We start from the raw sequence: 17,033 nt of genomic DNA, 5'->3' as shown, positions 1-17,033 counted from the left end.
GAGCCGTATGGAAACTGTACAGTCGGTGGTAAACCCAGCGGATGAGATCGATCTTTTTGATCTCGTCGATGACATCAAGGACAAGTGGTACTGGCTGGCCGGTACCGTAGTGTCTGCTTTGTTGCTGGCGGTTGCCTACGCCCTGTTGGCGACCCCTGTGTTTCAGACGGAGGTTGTCCTGAAGCAGGTGTCCGATGCTGATCTGTTGCAATTGAATCAACCGCGTTTGCGAGAAGTGTTTGGTGTCGCAGCGGATAAAGACCTGGTTACGCCGGAAAAAGCGTTCAAAGAAGTTCGTGCGAAGGCTTTGTCTGTATCCTCCATGCGAGGGTTTTACGAAAAACTGCTTGAGTCGGACAATCAGGATTTGAAGGCTATGATATTCAATCCCCAGATTACTCATGAACAAAATTTCGCAAGGTTCACTGGCCGTTTTAGCCATTCGGACCCTGTCTCAAAGGACACGGATTTGTTCCTTGGTGTGAAGCTTGATCTGGAAAATGCGCAGCTAGCCAGTGATGTGCTGAATGAATACATCCAGTTTGTTTGTGATCAATTTAAAACGAAAAAGACGGAAGAGATTGGTTTGCAACTGAATGCGAAACTGGATCTCTGGCGCTTGGACGCTGAGCAAAAGCGCAGCCAGTACTTTGCCCAAAAGCAGCGCACCTTGTTCGATTTGAACGAGGCTGCTCAGGTTGCCGCCTCCATTAAACAGCAGCAGCCGCTCTACAGCGGAGAGCGAGTCGCTGTGGGTTCGACACCGCCGCTGTATATGATGGGTGAAAAGGCTCTCCGGGCGCAGATTCAGCAGCTGGAGAACCGTTCCGCTGGGAATGAAGACGCGTATATCAATGGCCTTCCTGAGTTGCTGTGGAAAATAGACGCGGTTGAAAAAACTGCAATCCAATGGGCGGAAGTACGCTTTGTGGATGTTGATCAGAAAGCGATTGTTCCGCTTAAACCGATTAAACCCAAAAAGAAACTGGTCGTTGCTCTGGGCGCTGTCGGCGGTCTGTTTGCCGGCATCCTGTTTGCTCTGCTGGCGGCTGCGCAGTCCCGTCGCAGAGAGCGAAAAGCTGCACTGGTGGCGCACTGATTTTGTTTTTTTGAGCACGCGTGTGCTCTTTTTATGAGTAAGTAACGAAATGACCCGAGCGTATAATTTCTGTGCTGGTCCGGCCGCGTTACCGCTGGCTGTTCTGGAAAAAGCCCGTGACGAAATGACCGACTGGCATGGCCGCGGTCTGTCCATTATGGAAATGAGTCATCGCAGTAAAGAATTTGTTGGCGTGGCTGCGCAGGCTGAACAGGATCTGCGTGATCTGATGGCGATTCCGGCGAACTACAAAGTACTGTTCATGCAGGGTGGTGCGCACAGTCAGTTCAGCATGGTGCCGATGAACCTGCTGCGCGGCGGCAAAAAAGCCGATTATATCGTTACCGGTCAGTGGTCGAAAAAAGCCGTCGGCGAAGCCAAACGATACGCTGATGTGCATATTGCAGCGACCACTGAGGGCAATAATTTCACCTCGGTTCCGGCACCGCATGAACTGAATCTGAGCCCGGATGCGGCGTACGTTCATTACTGCCCTAACGAAACCATTGGCGGCGTTAAATTCGATTACATCCCGGATGTCGGTGACAAGGTACTGGTGGCGGATTATTCCTCTTCCATTTTGTCTGAGCCCATTGATGTGTCGAAATTCGGCCTGATTTACGCTGGTGCGCAGAAGAATATCGGCCCTGCCGGTCTGTGTGTCGTGATCGTGCGTGAAGATCTGCTGGGCGACACACTGCCGGGCACGCCAACCATGTTCGATTACAAGGTGTGTGCAGACAACGACTCCATGTACAACACGCCGCCAACCTACAGTTGGTATCTGTCTGGTCTGGTGTTTGAGTGGCTGAAAGCGCAGGGTGGTGTTGAGGCAATTGGTGTGGTGAACAACCGTAAGGCCGCCAAACTGTACGACTACATCGATAACAGTGGTTTTTACGCTAACCCGGTCGCGAAAAATAACCGCTCCATCATGAACGTGCCGTTCACGCTGGCCAATGCCGAGCTGGATAAAGTATTTCTGGTGGAAAGTGAAGCCGCAGGTTTGCTGAACCTGGCAGGTCATCGAAGCGTTGGTGGTATGCGCGCGTCTATTTATAACGCAGTGGGTGAAGATGCAGTAGACGCCCTGATTGCGTTTATGGGTGATTTTGCCCGTCGTCACGGTTAATGAGATAAGAGCAGGCACTGAATGAGTGAAGCACAAGAGCTGGATTTGCTGCGTCAGCAGATCGACAGTCTCGATCAGCAGATTCAGCAACTGATCAATCAACGTGCCCGCTGCGCCCAAGCGGTTGCAGAGGTTAAACACAAATACGCCCAGCCGGGTGAACATGTGGTGTTTTACCGTCCGGAGCGCGAAGCTCAGGTGTTGCGCAATGTGATGGCCCGCAATGAAGGGCCGCTGCCGGATGAGGCCATTGCGCGTCTGTTCCGTGAAATCATGTCCCAGTGCCTGGCGCTTGAGGAGCCACTGCAAGTGGCTTACCTCGGACCGGAAGGTACTTTCACCCAGCAGGCAGCGGTCAAGCATTTTGGCCATGCGGTGCAGTGTCGTGGCCAGGTATCCATTGCCGATGTGTTCCGCGAAGTTGAAAGCGGTGCTGCCAATTACGGTGTGGTGCCGGTCGAAAACTCTACTGAAGGCGTTGTTACTCACACCCACGACAGCTTTTTTGATTCCAATCTGAAAGTCTGTGGTGAAGTGACGCTGCGCATTCACCACCATCTGCTGGTTAAGCAGCCGGGCGAGAAAATCGAGCGTATTTATTCTCATGCTCAGTCGCTGGGCCAGTGCCGTCGCTGGCTGGATCAGAACTATCCTAATGTTGAGCGTATTCCGGTCAGTTCAAACGCAGAGGCTGCGCGTCGTGCGTCTAAAGAACAGGGCGCTGCTGCAATTGCTGGCGAGGCCGCTGCTGAGCTTTATCAGCTGACCGTGTTGTCCGCCAATATTGAAGACCGCCCGGATAACACCACGCGTTTTCTGATTATTGGCCGTCAGGAAACTGTGCCAAGCGGTGACGATAAAACCTCTATTCTGGTGTCCAGCCGTAACCAGCCGGGTGCCTTGTATCAGGTGCTGGAACCCTTCCATCAGGCGGGTATCAGTCTGACCCGTATCGAAACCCGTCCGGCGCGCAGTGGCGCCTGGAATTACGTATTTTTCATCGACTTTGAAGGTCATATCAAAGACGCACCGATTGTGTCCGTCCTTGATGAGCTACGTAAAGTGGCGCTCGACTTCAAGTGGCTCGGGTCTTACCCGAAAGCCGTTCTCTGATTTTATGAGGCACCCGGGTGCCTCTTTTTCAAAGGCAGGACAGTATGGCAGTTGATTTTCTTAAACTGGCCGTTCCCGGCGTACGTTCCCTGAGCCCTTATCAACCGGGTAAGCCGATTGATGAGCTGGCGCGCGAACTGGGTCTGAACGAAAAAGACATCGTAAAACTCGCAAGTAATGAAAACCCGCTGGGGCCTGGTCCTAAAGCGCTGGCGGCCATTGAACTGGCGATGGAAGAAATTACGCTGTATCCGGACGGCGCCGGTTTTGAACTGAAAAAAGCCCTGTGCGAAAAACTCGGTGTCCGTACTGAACAGATTACTCTGGGTAATGGTTCCAGCGATATTCTCGATTTCATCATGCGTGTGTTTGTGAATGACGGCGACAATATTGTTGTTTCGCAACACGCCTTTGCTATTTACGGTTTGCTGGCGCGCATGCAGGGCGCTGACTGCATTCAGGTTTCGGCCATTAATTTTGGCCACGATCTGAACGGTATGGCCGCCGCCATCAACGATAAAACCCGCGTGGTATTTATCACCAATCCGAATAACCCGACCGGCACCTGGATTACAAAACAGGAACTGGTGGCGTTCCTCGATAAAGTACCTGAACAAGTACTGGTGCTGCTCGATGAAGCTTATTTTGAATTTGTGCACGAAGCCGATTATCCGGACGGTATTCGGCTGCTGGATTCTTATCCGAATCTGGTGGTGGCGCGCACCTTCTCCAAAGCCTATGGTCTGGCTGCGCTGCGCGTGGGTTACGGTGTTTCCAGCCCAGAGCTCGCTGATCTGCTGAATCGTGTACGTCCGCCGTTTAACGTGAATTCGTTGGCACTGTCTGCCGCAGCGGCTGCGCTGAATGATGATGAATACACCGCCAGCAGCATCGCGGTGAACGATGCCGGCATGAAACAGCTGACCAGCGCTTTTGCCGAGCTTGGCCTGAGCTATATTCCGTCCGTTGGTAACTTTATTGCGTTTAAAGTACCGGATGGTGTTGTCGCTCTGGATGTGTACAAAAAACTGCTGACCAAAGGTGTGATTGTGCGTCCGGTGGCCAATTACGAAATGCCGGAATATCTGCGGGTATCCATTGGTACCGAAGCGCAGAACGCGGTGTTTATTAACGCGTTAAAAGCGGTGCTGGTTTGAGCGCAGAAGCCCCGTTTTTTATTGGCCGGGTTGCCGTTATCGGCCTCGGTCTGATCGGCTGTTCGTGGATTAAAGGTCTGCGCGTGCGCGGTTGCGTGGGTGAAATTGCCGGTTTTGACCGCAATCTCGATTCCATGCAGGAGGCGCTGCGCCTTGGCCTGATTGACGACTTCAGCGCCGAGCTCGGCCCTGTGGTCGCCGGCGCCGATCTGATCATTATTTCCGTGCCGATTCTGGCCATTCGTGGTGTGCTGGAAGATATGGCACCGCATCTGGCCGCGCATACTGTGATTACCGATGTCGGCTCAGTAAAAGGTTCGGTAGCCCGTGATGTGGCCGACGTGCTGGGTGCAGACTTCAACCGCTTTGTGCTTGGCCATCCGATTGCCGGCTCCGAGCGCAGCGGTGTGGCGGCAGCGGATGAAAATCTGTATGTGCGCCACAAAGTGATTATTACCCCGCAAGCGAATACCGATAAGTCAGCCTTGCGTCTGGTGCGCCGTGCCTGGCGCGCCGTGGAGGCTGATGTCGAGACCATGAGTGTCGAGCATCACGACGAAGTGCTGGCGGCGACCAGCCATTTGCCGCATCTGCTGGCTTATTCGCTGGTTGATACTCTGGCCAACAGCCACGAAAACAAAGAAATCTTTAACTATGCTGCCGGTGGCTTCCGCGATTTCACCCGTATTGCGGCCAGCAGTCCGGTGATGTGGCGCGATATTTTTTCCGCCAATAAGCAGCAGATTCTGAAAACCCTGGATCTGTTCAGTCATGATCTGAGCTTTCTGCGTGCCGCTATTGAGCAGGACGACACCACTACAGTGATGGGGGTGCTGACCCGTGCTAAAGTGGCGCGCGATCATTTTTCCAAAATACTTGCCCGCAGGGCCTATGTTGAACCTATGAAAACCGCATCTGTAACTTACATTGCATCTCCGGCAGGCTCGCTGAAGGGCAGCTTCCGTGTTCCGGGCGACAAGTCCATCTCCCACCGTTCCATCATGCTGGGTTCACTGGCCAATGGCACCACAGAAGTAACCGGCTTTCTGGAAGGCGAAGACAGTCTGGCAACCCTGCAGGCATTCCGTGATATGGGTGTGGTGATTGAAGGCCCGCACCGTGGTCGCGTGACCATTCATGGCGTAGGTCTGCACGGTCTGCAACCGCCACCGGGTCCGCTGTATCTGGGTAACTCAGGTACCTCTATGCGTCTGCTGTCTGGTCTGATGGCTGGCCAGACCTTCGACGTCGAAATGAGCGGCGATGAGTCTCTGTCCAAGCGTCCGATGGGCCGTGTTGCCGATCCGCTGAAGCTGATGGGCGCCGTGGTGGAAACTTCCGACGGTGGCCGTCCGCCAATCAAGGTGCACGGTGCCGGTAAGCTGAAAGGCATTCACTATGATCTGCCGATGGCCTCTGCGCAGGTGAAGAGCTGCGTGCTGCTGGCCGGTCTGTATGCCGAAGGCGAAACCACAGTGACCGAACCAGCACCAACCCGTGACCATACCGAGCGTATGCTGAAAGGTTTTGGTTACGACGTTCAGGTCGATGGCAACAAAGTAACGCTGTGCTCCGGTGGTCAGCTGACGGCTACTGCCATTGATGTGCCGGCGGATATTTCGTCTGCAGCCTTCTTTATGGTGGCAGCGAGTATTGCGGAAGGTTCTGACATTACGCTGGAACACGTGGGTATCAACCCGACCCGTATTGGCGTTATTAATATTCTGAAAGCCATGGGCGGTAACCTCGAAGTGCTGAATGAGCGCGAAGTGGGGGGTGAGCCGGTGGCGGATATCCGCATCCGCAGTGCCAAACTGAAAGGCATCAAGATTCCGGAAGATCAGGTGCCACTGGCCATTGATGAATTCCCGGCGCTGTTTATTGCCGCGGCCTGTGCCGAAGGCGAAACCGTGCTGACCGGTGCCGAAGAACTGCGCGTTAAAGAAAGTGATCGTATTCAGGTGATGATTGATGGTCTGACCGCGCTGGGCGTGCAGGCCGAAGGTACTCATGACGGTGCCATTATTCAGGGCCTGGGGCATGATGGTTTGCTCAGTGGTGGCGAAATTCAGAGTCACGGCGATCACCGTATTGCCATGAGCTTCTCTGTGGCGTCGCTGCGTGCCTCCGCTGCTATTACCATTCTGGATTGTGCCAACGTGGCCACTTCGTTCCCGGGCTTCGTGGATCTGGCCAATAACGCCGGCCTCGAGCTGGACGTGCTGACCGTTAAGTAAGGACAACCGATGACTGAACTGGCTCCCGTAATCACCATCGACGGTCCGTCCGGTGCCGGCAAGGGTACCGTGTGTGCCCGTCTGGCGCAGGTACTCAACTGGCAATTGCTGGACAGTGGTGCGCTCTACCGCATCACAGGTCTGGCTGCCAGTCGTCGAGGTATTGCCCTGGACAGCGAAGCAGAAGTGGCTGGCGTTGCCGGTCAGCTGGATGTGCGTTTTGAACCAACCCCTGACGGTGTGCGCGTGATTCTGGAGGGTGATGACGTAACCAGTACCATCCGCACCGAAGAAGTCGGCAGCATGGCGTCTCAGGTGGCGGCATTACCGGCGGTGCGTGATGCACTGCTGCAGCGTCAGCGTGATTTTCGCGCCAAACCCGGTGTTATTGCCGATGGCCGCGACATGGGCACTGTGGTTTTTCCGGACGCTCCGGTGAAGGTTTTCCTCACCGCAAGTGCCGAGGAACGCGGCCAGCGCCGCTATAAACAGTTGCTTGAAAAGGGCTTTAGTGCTAGTTTACCCGCCCTTATCGAAGACATCCGGGCTCGTGATGAGCGTGACAGTAACCGTTCTGTTGCTCCGTTACGGCCAGCGCAAGATGCAGTGCTGATCGACAGCACCTCAATGAGTATTGAGGAAGTGTGCGGTCAGGTAATGAATCTTGTCCGTACTGCAGGACTGATCTGAGATGAAACCGACGCGCCAGCCGGCTTACCCGAGGTAAGAGGGCGTGTGCGGTTTTTTGTCTGACTAACACCAAATGTCTGGCCATTTGGATAGCGTCGTCCGGATAGGGCGCGCGAATTAATGAAACAGGTGTATCCATGACCGAAAGCTTTGCAGCATTATTTGAAGAATCCCTTAAAGAACTGGACATGCAAACCGGTTCTATCGTTACCGGTACCGTTGTTGACATCGACAGCGACTGGGTAACTGTAAACGCTGGCCTGAAATCCGAAGCCGTTATCCCACGCGCTCAGTTCCTGAACGAAAAAGGCGAACTGGAAGTTAAAGTTGGCGATACCACTCAGGTTTCCCTGGAAGCGGTTGAAGATGGTTTCGGTGAAACCCGTCTGTCCCGTGAAAAAGCCAAGCGCGCAGAAAGCTGGAAAGAGCTGGAAAAAGCCTTCGAAGCTGACGAAATGGTTATGGGTATCATCAATGGTAAAGTCAAAGGCGGCTTCACTGTTGACCTGAAAAACATCCGCGCGTTCCTGCCAGGTTCTCTGGTTGACGTGCGTCCGGTGCGTGACACTCTGCACCTGGAAGGCAAAGAGCTGGAATTCAAAGTTATCAAGCTGGATGCCAAGCGTAACAACGTGGTTGTATCCCGTCGTGCCGTTCTGGAAGCTGCTAACTCTCAAGAGCGTGAAGAACTGCTGGCTAACCTGCAGGAAGGCCAGTCTGTTAAAGGTATCGTTAAGAACCTGACCGACTACGGTGCTTTCGTAGATCTGGGCGGTGTAGACGGCCTGCTGCACATCACCGACATGGCTTGGAAGCGTATCAAGCACCCAAGCGAAATCGTTGCTGTTGGTGACGAAATCGACGTTAAAGTTCTGAAGTTCGACCGTGAGCGCAACCGCGTTTCTCTGGGTCTGAAACAACTGGGCGACGACCCATGGGTGAACATCAACGAACGTTACCCAGAGCACGCTATCGTTAAAGCACGCGTAACCAACCTGACTGACTACGGTTGCTTCGCTGAGCTGGAAGAAGGCGTTGAAGGTCTGGTTCACGTATCCGAAATGGATTGGACCAACAAGAACATCCACCCATCTAAAGTTGTTCAGGTTGGCGACGAGATTGATGTGATGGTTCTGGATATCGACGAAGAACGTCGTCGTATCTCCCTGGGCATCAAGCAGTGCACCATGAACCCATGGGAAGAATTCGGTACCAAGTTCAACAAAGGCGACAAGATCTCCGGTAAGATCAAGTCCATCACTGACTTCGGTATCTTCATCGGTCTGGAAGGCGGTATCGACGGTCTGGTTCACCTGTCTGACATTTCTTGGAACGACAGCGGCGAAGAAGCCGTTCGTAAGTACAAGAAAGGCGATGAGCTGGAAACCGTTATCCTGTCTATCGATCCAGAGCGTGAGCGTATCTCCCTGGGCGTGAAACAACTGGAAAGCGATCCGTTCTCTGAATTCGTAGCAGAAAACGACAAGGGCACTCTGGTTTCCGGTAAAGTAATCGCAGTTGATGCGAAAGCCGCTACCATCGAAATCGCTCCAGGCGTTGAAGCGACTCTGAAAGCCTCTGAAATCAGCCGTGACAAGGTAGAAGATGCCCGTAACGTACTGAAGGAAGGCGATCAGGTTGATGCAGTGATCACCGCTGTTGACCGTAAGAACCGTTCTATCGCTCTGTCTGTTAAGTCGAAAGACGAAGCAGCTGACAAGGCCGCTCTGAAAGAACAGCGCGCTAAAGCGGATGCAGAAATGACTGGTCCGACCACCATTGGCGACCTGATCAAAGAGCAGATGAACCAGAAAGACTAAGCTACGGCTTAATCTGACTGAAAAAACCCGCTTCGGCGGGTTTTTTTATGCCTGCCATCCATGGCGGGGCACCCTGCGGGCCATCGATACGTAATGTTGCTCAGCGCTCCCGGCTCTGATGCTATGAGCTGGCTGTCCATGGTGCCCACCCTCCGGACCGCACTGCGTGCGTAAAGTTTTGTTCCCGGCAAAGCTTTGACATGTGCTCGCTAAAGCAGGCATCGTCCACTGCGCCATTCTCTGAAACGTATTGTGTGCATTAACCCCTGTTTCTAACGATGCCCCCTCTCGGACTGGAAATCCTCTGGCTGGTCTGTGGGGCTGATCTGGCTCTCGTGATGTTCATATTCATGTGCGCTAATGCGGGCTATGAGTTCTGTTAAGCCGCTTTTCACGGGTGAAATACGGTGTTTTCGGGGTTTTGTGAACTGTGGCGTGCAAAAAACAAACAGTGCTTGCAAATGGATTGAGCTAACTGCATGATTTGGTTAGGTTTATTGCCAGGCTTCGTTCTCAAGGAGGGAAAAGCTATGACGAAATCTGAGTTGATTGAAAAGATCGTAAGCCGACAGCCGCAGTTGTCATCGAAGGATGTCGAGCTGGCGGTGAAGACCCTGCTCGATCATATGTCCCAGACTCTGTCATCCGGAGAGCGGATTGAAATCCGCGGTTTTGGCAGTTTCTCTCTGCACTATCGTGCTCCTCGTGTTGGCCGCAATCCTAAAACCGGTGAGACGGTTGACCTCAAAGGCAAGTTCGTTCCCCACTTCAAGCCAGGTAAAGAGCTGCGCGATCAGGTAAACGACGCGCCTGAAGACGGCGAGTTTGGTTGAGAACCTGATATGAGAAAGCTGAAGGTTGGCCTGAGTGTCGGGCTGTTTGTGCTGGTTGCCTTGTATGCACTGTCGTTCGCAGCCAATAATGCGGGCAGTGTTGAGCTCGATTTCCTGTTAGGAGGCACTCTGGCGCTACCGGTTTCCCTTTGGCTTGGCATCGCCTTGCTGGTTGGGTTGTTGATCGGCATTTCTGTCGGTGTTCTCACTTCGGCCCGCCGGGGTATTGAGGTGCGTAAATTCAGGAAAGAGGCGGCCGATTTAAGACAGCGCCTGAACAAGCTGCCGTAGGCACTTTTATGATGGATTCTGCACTGGTCTATGTGCTTTTGCTTGCTGGAATCGGCATCGGCTGGTCGTTAGGCTACCGCTTTGCCCGCCAGGTCCGGAAAGAAGCTGCTCCCGATTGGATCCCCAGTGTTGAATACCTTCTTGCGGAGGCTAACGACGCCTCACTTGAGCGCTTGCTGTCTGTGCAGCAGCTCGATGATGATTCCATTGATTTGTTCCTGAAGCTCGGCCGAACCCTGAGGGAAAAGGGTGAGGTGGAGCGCTCTATTCATCTTCACCAGTCTTTGTTTGCCAGAACCGGTCTCTCCCGCCAAATGCAAATTCAGCTTGAGCTGGAGCTGGCGGTTGATTACTACTTTGCAGGCTTGCTGGATCGGGCTGAGCGTCTGTTTCTCGAATTGCTTGGCACGAAGGGGCGTGTGCTGGAGGTGGCGGCGGCTTACCTGATTGAGCTTTACGAAGAGGAAGGGGAGTGGGGAAAAGTTCTGGATTTACACAAACAGAAGAGGTTGCCTTCCCTGCAGCACCTGAACAAGCGTATTGCACATGCGGCCTGCGAGCTTGCGGAACGCTGCATGAAGCGGGGGGATTTCCTCGAGACGCAGCAACACATTCGCCAGGCATTGCGCACGGATTCACAATGTGCAAGAGCTTATGTGATTCAGGGTAATCTTGCTTACGATCAGGCTGAGTACCATGAGGCGGTCAGATGTTATCTGAAAGCTGTGGATACCGACCCGCAGGCGGCTGTGAATGTGCTTACTAACATGGTGAGCAGCTTCACTCAATTAGGCGACGCCAAAGGCCTGTCTACCCATCTGGAGAAGCACTGGAAGGTTTCGCATTTCGTACCTGCGCTGACCGCCAGAACGGAATGTGAGGCAGCCATCGATGGCGGTGAGAAAGCGGCTGACTACCTTTTAAGCGAACTTAAAGTTTCTCCTTCGAATCAGGGCTTCTTCGCACTTGTGGAATTGGTTGTTCGCCACCGGCTGCAGCTCGACAAGTCGCAGTTGCTGACCCTGTATGGTATTCTCAGCCAAATTGTTGATAGTGAACCTAAGTTCATTTGTAAGAGCTGTGGGTTTAAAGCGAAAGAATATCACTGGCGTTGCCCTAGCTGTAAGGATTGGTCTGTGGTTGTTCCCTACGCGCCGCAGTTGAATAAAACCAAATTAGATTTGTGACGGAAAGCCAGATGTCAGTCAGTACTGAAAAGCCAATTACCCAATCTCCTATCGTTGTTGCGCTCGATTATTCGCAGGCATCCGACGCTTTGGCGATGGCTGAAAAGCTGGATCCGGCTACTTGCCGGGTAAAGGTCGGTAAGGAGCTTTTCACTTCGGCAGGTCCTTCTATCGTCGACAAACTGCAAACGCGCGGTTTCGATGTATTTCTCGATCTTAAATTTCACGATATTCCCAACACCTGTGCCAAAGCCGTTGGTGCTGCTGCTGATATGGGCGTATGGATGGTGAATGTACATGCGTCCGGTGGCCGGCGCATGATGGAAGCCGCCCGGGAAGAAGTGGAAAAGAAATCCCATAAGCCGTTGCTTATCGCTGTTACTGTGCTGACATCCATGGAACGCGGTGATCTTGCCGATATCGGCTTGGATATTGAACCGATAGAGCAGGTAAAACGTCTCGCCCAGTTGACCCAATCGAGTGGTTTTGACGGCGTTGTGTGTTCTGCTCAGGAAGTCGCAGCACTACGGGAATTGTGTGGTGCAGAGTTTAAGACGGTTACGCCAGGCATTCGCCCGGCAGGTGCGGATATTGGCGATCAGCGTCGCATTATGACACCTGCCGAAGCGCTCAGGGCGGGTGTCAGTTACATGGTTATCGGCCGCCCGATTACTCAGTCTGCAGAGCCTGCAGTGGCCTGTGCTGATATCCTGAAATCACTGACTCTGTGAGTTTGAAGGCATGGATGCAATCTTTTGCTTGGAGCAAAAAAGAGTCACTAATAGCGGCGGTTCGAGCGTCCTTCGTTCCACATCACGCTGTCTGCCAATTGTGTTATCGCCTGAATATGACGGTTTTTCCACCCGAATTTTAAGGGATGGTAAGTTGCTCAGGTGGCTCGCTTTAAATGGCTCAAGTCGCAATCCTTCTATGAGAAATTTCAGCGGTATGTGCAGTCATAGGCACAGATCTCCGGTATTGGAGTTCAACTCAATGCTGATGATTTTTAAATTCCATTTTTTCTATCAGAACATAAATAGTAAGGCTCCGTTTCGAGGCATCTATGCTTAAAGTAACCAAAGCTGTCATTCCGGTCGCTGGTCTTGGAACACGGATGTTACCCGCCAGTAAGGCTATCCCAAAAGAAATGCTCACTCTGGCTGACAAACCTCTGATCCAATATGTGGTCAATGAGTGTGCTGCTGCAGGCATTAAAGAAATCGTATTGGTAACACACTCATCGAAGAATGCGATAGAGAACCACTTCGATACCTCATTCGAGCTTGAAACTACTCTGGAGGCGCGGGTTAAGCGTCAGCTGCTCGACGAAGTGCGCTCTATTACCCCAAAAGGGGTCACTATTATGCATGTGCGTCAGGGGCAAGCTAAAGGCTTGGGGCATGCGGTGCTGTGTGCCAAGCCACTGGTTGGCGATGTTCCATTCGCAGTGGTCTTACCGGATGTACTTATTGATGATGCTGCGTCCGACCTTACGACAGAAAACCTTGCGGCCATGATTCGAGCCTATGAAGCATCCGGTGCAAGCCAGATTCTCGTTGAGGCTGTACCTGAAAAAGATGTTAATAAATACGGTATCGTGGATGTCGGCGGTATCGCCATTAAACCAGGTGAAAGTACTGCGCTGACCACGATTGTGGAAAAGCCAGCTGTCAAAGATGCACCATCCAATCTGGCAGTCGTTGGACGCTATGTGTTGCCTCCTTCTATCTGGAATATCCTGCAGCATACAGCACCAGGGGCAGGAGATGAGATCCAGCTGACGGACGCCATTTTCGATCTTATGAAGCAGCAGGATGTGAATGCATTTTATATGACCGGAAAGTCGCACGATTGCGGTGGTAAATTGGGCTACATGAAAGCTTTTGTGGAATACAGTATGCGACACGATCAAGAGGGGAAAGCCTTCAGTGAATGGATCAAATCGCTAACTTAAATCAACAACTTGATGTATCGCTAGGTTGTTTAAAGTGCAAACAACCTTGCTATTGATTGGGATTTTTTATGAAAATTGCTATCGCTGGTACCGGCTACGTTGGTCTTTCTAATGCAATGCTGCTGGCTCAGCACAACGAAGTTGTTGCGCTCGATATTGTTGCAGAAAAAGTTGAGATGCTTAATAAGAAGCAGTCTCCAATTGTTGACAGTGAAATTGAAGATTTTCTGGAGAATAGAGACCTCAATTTCCGTGCGACGATGGACAAGCATGAAGCCTATACAGGCGCTGACTATGTCGTTATCGCAACGCCAACGGATTACGATGCGCAGACTAACTACTTTAATACACGCAGCGTAGAGGCCGTTATTAAAGATGTCATGGCGATTAATCCGAATGCGGTTATGGTGATTAAATCGACCATTCCGGTGGGTTATACCACACGTCTGAAAGAAGAACTGGGTTGTAGCAACCTGATGTTCTCTCCTGAGTTCCTGCGCGAAGGTAAAGCCCTGTACGATAACCTGTATCCGTCACGTATTATCGTTGGTGAGCGCTCGCTACGTGCAGAAACCTTCGCCAACCTGCTCAAGCAGGGTGCTGTAAAGCAGGGCATTCCGGTGCTGTTTACCGACAGTACAGAAGCGGAAGCCGTTAAGCTGTTTTCCAATACTTACCTCGCATTGCGTGTAGCATACTTTAATGAGCTCGATACCTATTGCGAAACTCATGGACTGGACACTAAGCAAATCATTCAGGGTGTCGGGTTAGATCCACGTATCGGCAGTCACTATAACAACCCGAGCTTTGGTTATGGTGGCTATTGCCTGCCAAAAGATACCAAGCAATTGCTTGCGAACTTCAATGAGGTACCAAACAACATTATCCGTGCGATCGTTGATGCCAACACTACGCGTAAAGACTTCATTGCAGATTCTATTCTGCGTCGGAAGCCAAAGGTCGTGGGGATTTACCGTCTGGTGATGAAGTCCGGTTCCGACAACTTCCGTGCGTCTGCTATTCAGGGTGTGATGAAGCGCATTAAAGCAAAGGGTGTTGAGGTGGTTGTATACGAGCCAGTTCTGGAGGAGGACGAATTTTTCCATTCGCGTGTTATTAAAAGTCTCGAAGAATTCAAGCAAATTTCAGATGTGATTGTCGCTAATCGTCCTTCTGAGGAATTGCAGGATGTAGTGTCGAAAGTGTACACAAGAGATTTGTTTGGAAGTGATTAACAGTATGAAAAAGACGGCTCTCATCACCGGCATTACTGGCCAGGACGGTTCATATCTCGCGGAGTTTCTGCTTGAAAAGGGCTATGAAGTGCATGGCATCAAGCGTCGTGCTTCATCGTTCAATACCCAGCGTGTTGATCATATTTATCAGGATCCACACACCGATAATAAGAACTTCATTCTGCATTACGGCGATCTGACGGACTCGTCCAATCTGACCCGTATTCTGAAAGAAGTTCAGCCAGACGAAGTGTACAACCTGGGTGCGCAGTCGCACGTAGCCGTTTCTTTTGAAGCGCCGGAATACACCGCCGATGTGGATGCTATGGGCACACTGCGTTTGCTGGAAGCCATTCGCTTCCTCGGTCTGGAAAAGAAAACCAGGTTCTATCAGGCGTCTACCTCCGAGCTGTACGGTCTGGTGCAGGAAATCCCGCAGAAAGAAACCACGCCTTTCTATCCGCGTTCGCCGTATGCGGTAGCCAAACTGTACGCCTACTGGATTACCGTTAACTACCGTGAATCCTATGGCATGTACGCCTGTAACGGCATTCTGTTTAACCATGAATCCCCGCGTCGCGGTGAAACCTTCGTAACCCGTAAGATTACCCGTGGTCTGGCGAACATTGCTCAGGGTCTTGAGAAATGCCTGTTCATGGGCAACATGGATGCGCTGCGCGACTGGGGTCACGCCAAAGACTACGTGCGTATGCAATGGATGATGCTGCAGCAGGACAAGCCAGAAGACTTTGTTATTGCTACCGGTGTTCAATACTCCGTACGCCAGTTTATCGAGTGGTCCGCCAAAGAACTGGGCATCAGTGTGGCGTTTGAAGGTCAGGGCGTAGAAGAAAAAGCCGTTGTAACTGCCATCGAAGGCAACAATGCGCCGGCCCTTAAGGTGGGTGATGTGATCGTGCGTGTTGATCCACGCTACTTCCGCCCGGCAGAAGTAGAAACCCTGCTGGGTGACCCAACCAACGCCAAACAGAAACTGGGCTGGACGCCGGAAATTACCGTACAGGAAATGTGTGCCGAAATGGTCGCAGAAGACCTGAAAGTGGCACAGCGTCATGCCCTGCTGAAAGAGCATGGTCATGATGTACCGGTTTCCTTGGAGAACTGATTGTGGCTGCTACCGCTAAGCGCGTATTTGTTGCCGGCCATAATGGCATGGTCGGCTCTGCCATTGTTCGTCAGTTGCAGAGCCAGCCAGGCATCGAACTGGTGTTGCGCTCACGCAGCGAACTGAACCTGTTAAACCAGGCCGATGTGCAGGCCTTTTTTGCGGCAGAAAAGATCGATCAGGTGTATCTGGCGGCAGCCAAAGTAGGGGGGATTGTTGCCAATAACACCTACCCGGCCGAGTTCATTTACGAGAACCTGATGATTGAATGCAATATCATTCACGCTGCGCATCTGGCTGGTGTGAATGATCTGCTGTTTTTGGGTTCATCCTGTATTTATCCGAAACTGGCTGAACAGCCAATGCAGGAAAGTGCGCTGCTGACCGGTAGGCTGGAGCCAACCAACGAGCCTTATGCCATTGCCAAAATCGCCGGTATCAAACTGTGTGAGTCGTATAACCGCCAGTATGGTCGTCATTACCGCAGCGTTATGCCTACAAACCTGTACGGCGAAAACGACAACTTCCACCCGGCCAACTCCCATGTTATTCCGGCGATGATGCGTCGTTTCCATGAAGCCAAGCTGGCGGGTACACCAGAGGTGGTGGTGTGGGGCACCGGCAAGCCAATGCGTGAGTTTCTGCATGTTGATGATATGGCCGCGGCGTCAGTGTTTGTGGCCAATGTCGATCAGGCAACTTACGAGTCGTACACTGCAGAAATGCTCAGCCACATCAACGTTGGCACGGGCAAAGACTGCACCATTGCGGAACTGGCACATACCATGGCAGAGGTTGTGGGCTATCAGGGCGATATCGTATTCGATACCACGAAGCCGGATGGTACGCCACGCAAACTGATGGACGTGGATACGCTGAAGAAGCTGGGCTGGAGTTACAGCATCGAGCTGCAACAAGGCCTGCAGATGACTTACGACTGGTTCCTGGCTCATCAGGATGATTTTCGCGGATAAGGTTTATGGCAGACGTTAAGACTTGGCTGGCAACCGGGGTACACATTTATGTCCTTTGGCCCGTACAGTATTTACTACGCAATTTCTGGGACAGAACAGCCATTTAACCATGCTACAGAAATTGCTGCTCGTCTGCACTGCATGGTGTCGGCAGAGTCGGTGCTGATCTGTAACGAAGAGTACCG

15 protein-coding genes are annotated in these 17,033 nt (G+C 52.2%); all 15 read left to right on the top strand.

Annotated elements, in window-relative coordinates; all coding sequences use genetic code 11:
• Positions 1-7: 7 nt before the first annotated feature.
• The 15 genes from ACQUQU_RS09005 (at position 8) to fcl (ending at position 16,848) form a co-directional block, all read left to right on the top strand.
• Positions 8-1,099 carry a Wzz/FepE/Etk N-terminal domain-containing protein gene (locus ACQUQU_RS09005; RefSeq protein WP_430462906.1) on the top strand — a complete coding sequence of 364 codons (1,092 nt, stop codon included), beginning with the start codon at positions 8-10 and terminating at the stop codon, positions 1,097-1,099.
• Between the two features lie 49 nt (positions 1,100-1,148).
• Complete coding sequence (gene serC / locus ACQUQU_RS09000; RefSeq protein ID WP_430462905.1) at positions 1,149-2,231, top strand: 3-phosphoserine/phosphohydroxythreonine transaminase; 1,083 nt, start codon at positions 1,149-1,151, stop codon at positions 2,229-2,231.
• A 21-nt stretch (positions 2,232-2,252) separates the two neighbouring features.
• The gene (gene pheA / locus ACQUQU_RS08995; protein ID WP_430462904.1) at positions 2,253-3,344 is read left to right on the top strand and encodes a prephenate dehydratase; all 1,092 of its coding nucleotides are present in this window, start codon (positions 2,253-2,255) and stop codon (positions 3,342-3,344) included.
• A gap of 44 nt (positions 3,345-3,388) precedes the next feature.
• Entirely contained in the window at positions 3,389-4,501 is a 1,113-nt protein-coding gene (gene hisC / locus ACQUQU_RS08990; RefSeq protein ID WP_430462903.1) for a histidinol-phosphate transaminase, read from the top strand.
• On the top strand, positions 4,498-6,738 hold the full coding sequence (locus ACQUQU_RS08985) for a bifunctional prephenate dehydrogenase/3-phosphoshikimate 1-carboxyvinyltransferase (protein WP_430462902.1): 2,241 nt from the start codon (positions 4,498-4,500) through the stop codon (positions 6,736-6,738). The genes hisC and ACQUQU_RS08985 overlap by 4 nt, the downstream gene beginning before the upstream one ends.
• 9 nt (positions 6,739-6,747) lie before the next feature.
• Complete coding sequence (cmk, locus tag ACQUQU_RS08980; protein ID WP_430462901.1) at positions 6,748-7,428, top strand: (d)CMP kinase; 681 nt, start codon at positions 6,748-6,750, stop codon at positions 7,426-7,428.
• A gap of 137 nt (positions 7,429-7,565) precedes the next feature.
• Positions 7,566-9,248 carry a 30S ribosomal protein S1 gene (gene rpsA / locus ACQUQU_RS08975; RefSeq protein WP_430462900.1) on the top strand — a complete coding sequence of 561 codons (1,683 nt, stop codon included), beginning with the start codon at positions 7,566-7,568 and terminating at the stop codon, positions 9,246-9,248.
• 530 nt (positions 9,249-9,778) lie between these two features.
• Positions 9,779-10,081 carry an integration host factor subunit beta gene (gene ihfB / locus ACQUQU_RS08970; RefSeq protein WP_430462899.1) on the top strand — a complete coding sequence of 101 codons (303 nt, stop codon included), beginning with the start codon at positions 9,779-9,781 and terminating at the stop codon, positions 10,079-10,081.
• Positions 10,082-10,090: 9 nt separating this feature from the next.
• The gene (locus tag ACQUQU_RS08965) at positions 10,091-10,372 is read left to right on the top strand and encodes a LapA family protein (protein ID WP_430462898.1); all 282 of its coding nucleotides are present in this window, start codon (positions 10,091-10,093) and stop codon (positions 10,370-10,372) included.
• 8 nt (positions 10,373-10,380) lie between these two features.
• Positions 10,381-11,559 (top strand): hypothetical protein, encoded by a 1,179-nt coding sequence (locus tag ACQUQU_RS08960; protein WP_430462897.1) that lies wholly within the window; start codon positions 10,381-10,383, stop codon positions 11,557-11,559.
• Between the two features lie 11 nt (positions 11,560-11,570).
• On the top strand, positions 11,571-12,290 hold the full coding sequence (gene pyrF, locus ACQUQU_RS08955) for an orotidine-5'-phosphate decarboxylase (protein WP_430462896.1): 720 nt from the start codon (positions 11,571-11,573) through the stop codon (positions 12,288-12,290).
• Positions 12,291-12,622: 332 nt separating this feature from the next.
• Complete coding sequence (gene galU, locus ACQUQU_RS08950; RefSeq protein ID WP_430462895.1) at positions 12,623-13,513, top strand: UTP--glucose-1-phosphate uridylyltransferase GalU; 891 nt, start codon at positions 12,623-12,625, stop codon at positions 13,511-13,513.
• Between the two features lie 68 nt (positions 13,514-13,581).
• Positions 13,582-14,748 carry a nucleotide sugar dehydrogenase gene (locus ACQUQU_RS08945; protein WP_430462894.1) on the top strand — a complete coding sequence of 389 codons (1,167 nt, stop codon included), beginning with the start codon at positions 13,582-13,584 and terminating at the stop codon, positions 14,746-14,748.
• 4 nt (positions 14,749-14,752) lie between these two features.
• On the top strand, positions 14,753-15,874 hold the full coding sequence (gene gmd / locus ACQUQU_RS08940) for a GDP-mannose 4,6-dehydratase (protein ID WP_430462893.1): 1,122 nt from the start codon (positions 14,753-14,755) through the stop codon (positions 15,872-15,874).
• A gap of 2 nt (positions 15,875-15,876) precedes the next feature.
• Positions 15,877-16,848 (top strand): GDP-L-fucose synthase, encoded by a 972-nt coding sequence (gene fcl / locus ACQUQU_RS08935; protein WP_430462892.1) that lies wholly within the window; start codon positions 15,877-15,879, stop codon positions 16,846-16,848.
• The last annotated feature ends 185 nt before the right edge of the window (positions 16,849-17,033 follow it).

Source organism: Thalassolituus sp. LLYu03 (genome assembly GCF_050507655.1).
Lineage (GTDB): Bacteria > Pseudomonadota > Gammaproteobacteria > Pseudomonadales > Oceanobacteraceae > Venatoribacter.
The sequence above is the reverse complement of the archived record's forward strand: the minus strand, read 5'-3'. Positions and strand labels throughout refer to the sequence as shown.

Coding starts and splice junctions, on each gene's coding strand:
- pyrF (WP_430462896.1), top strand. CDS start 11,571: ATGTCAGTCAGTACTGAAAAGCCAATTACCCAATCTCCTATCGTTGTT.
- cmk (WP_430462901.1), top strand. CDS start 6,748: ATGACTGAACTGGCTCCCGTAATCACCATCGACGGTCCGTCCGGTGCC.
- ihfB (WP_430462899.1), top strand. CDS start 9,779: ATGACGAAATCTGAGTTGATTGAAAAGATCGTAAGCCGACAGCCGCAG.
- pheA (WP_430462904.1), top strand. CDS start 2,253: ATGAGTGAAGCACAAGAGCTGGATTTGCTGCGTCAGCAGATCGACAGT.
- galU (WP_430462895.1), top strand. CDS start 12,623: ATGCTTAAAGTAACCAAAGCTGTCATTCCGGTCGCTGGTCTTGGAACA.
- ACQUQU_RS08945 (WP_430462894.1), top strand. CDS start 13,582: ATGAAAATTGCTATCGCTGGTACCGGCTACGTTGGTCTTTCTAATGCA.
- rpsA (WP_430462900.1), top strand. CDS start 7,566: ATGACCGAAAGCTTTGCAGCATTATTTGAAGAATCCCTTAAAGAACTG.
- ACQUQU_RS08960 (WP_430462897.1), top strand. CDS start 10,381: ATGATGGATTCTGCACTGGTCTATGTGCTTTTGCTTGCTGGAATCGGC.
- ACQUQU_RS08965 (WP_430462898.1), top strand. CDS start 10,091: ATGAGAAAGCTGAAGGTTGGCCTGAGTGTCGGGCTGTTTGTGCTGGTT.
- ACQUQU_RS09005 (WP_430462906.1), top strand. CDS start 8: ATGGAAACTGTACAGTCGGTGGTAAACCCAGCGGATGAGATCGATCTT.
- serC (WP_430462905.1), top strand. CDS start 1,149: ATGACCCGAGCGTATAATTTCTGTGCTGGTCCGGCCGCGTTACCGCTG.
- gmd (WP_430462893.1), top strand. CDS start 14,753: ATGAAAAAGACGGCTCTCATCACCGGCATTACTGGCCAGGACGGTTCA.
- hisC (WP_430462903.1), top strand. CDS start 3,389: ATGGCAGTTGATTTTCTTAAACTGGCCGTTCCCGGCGTACGTTCCCTG.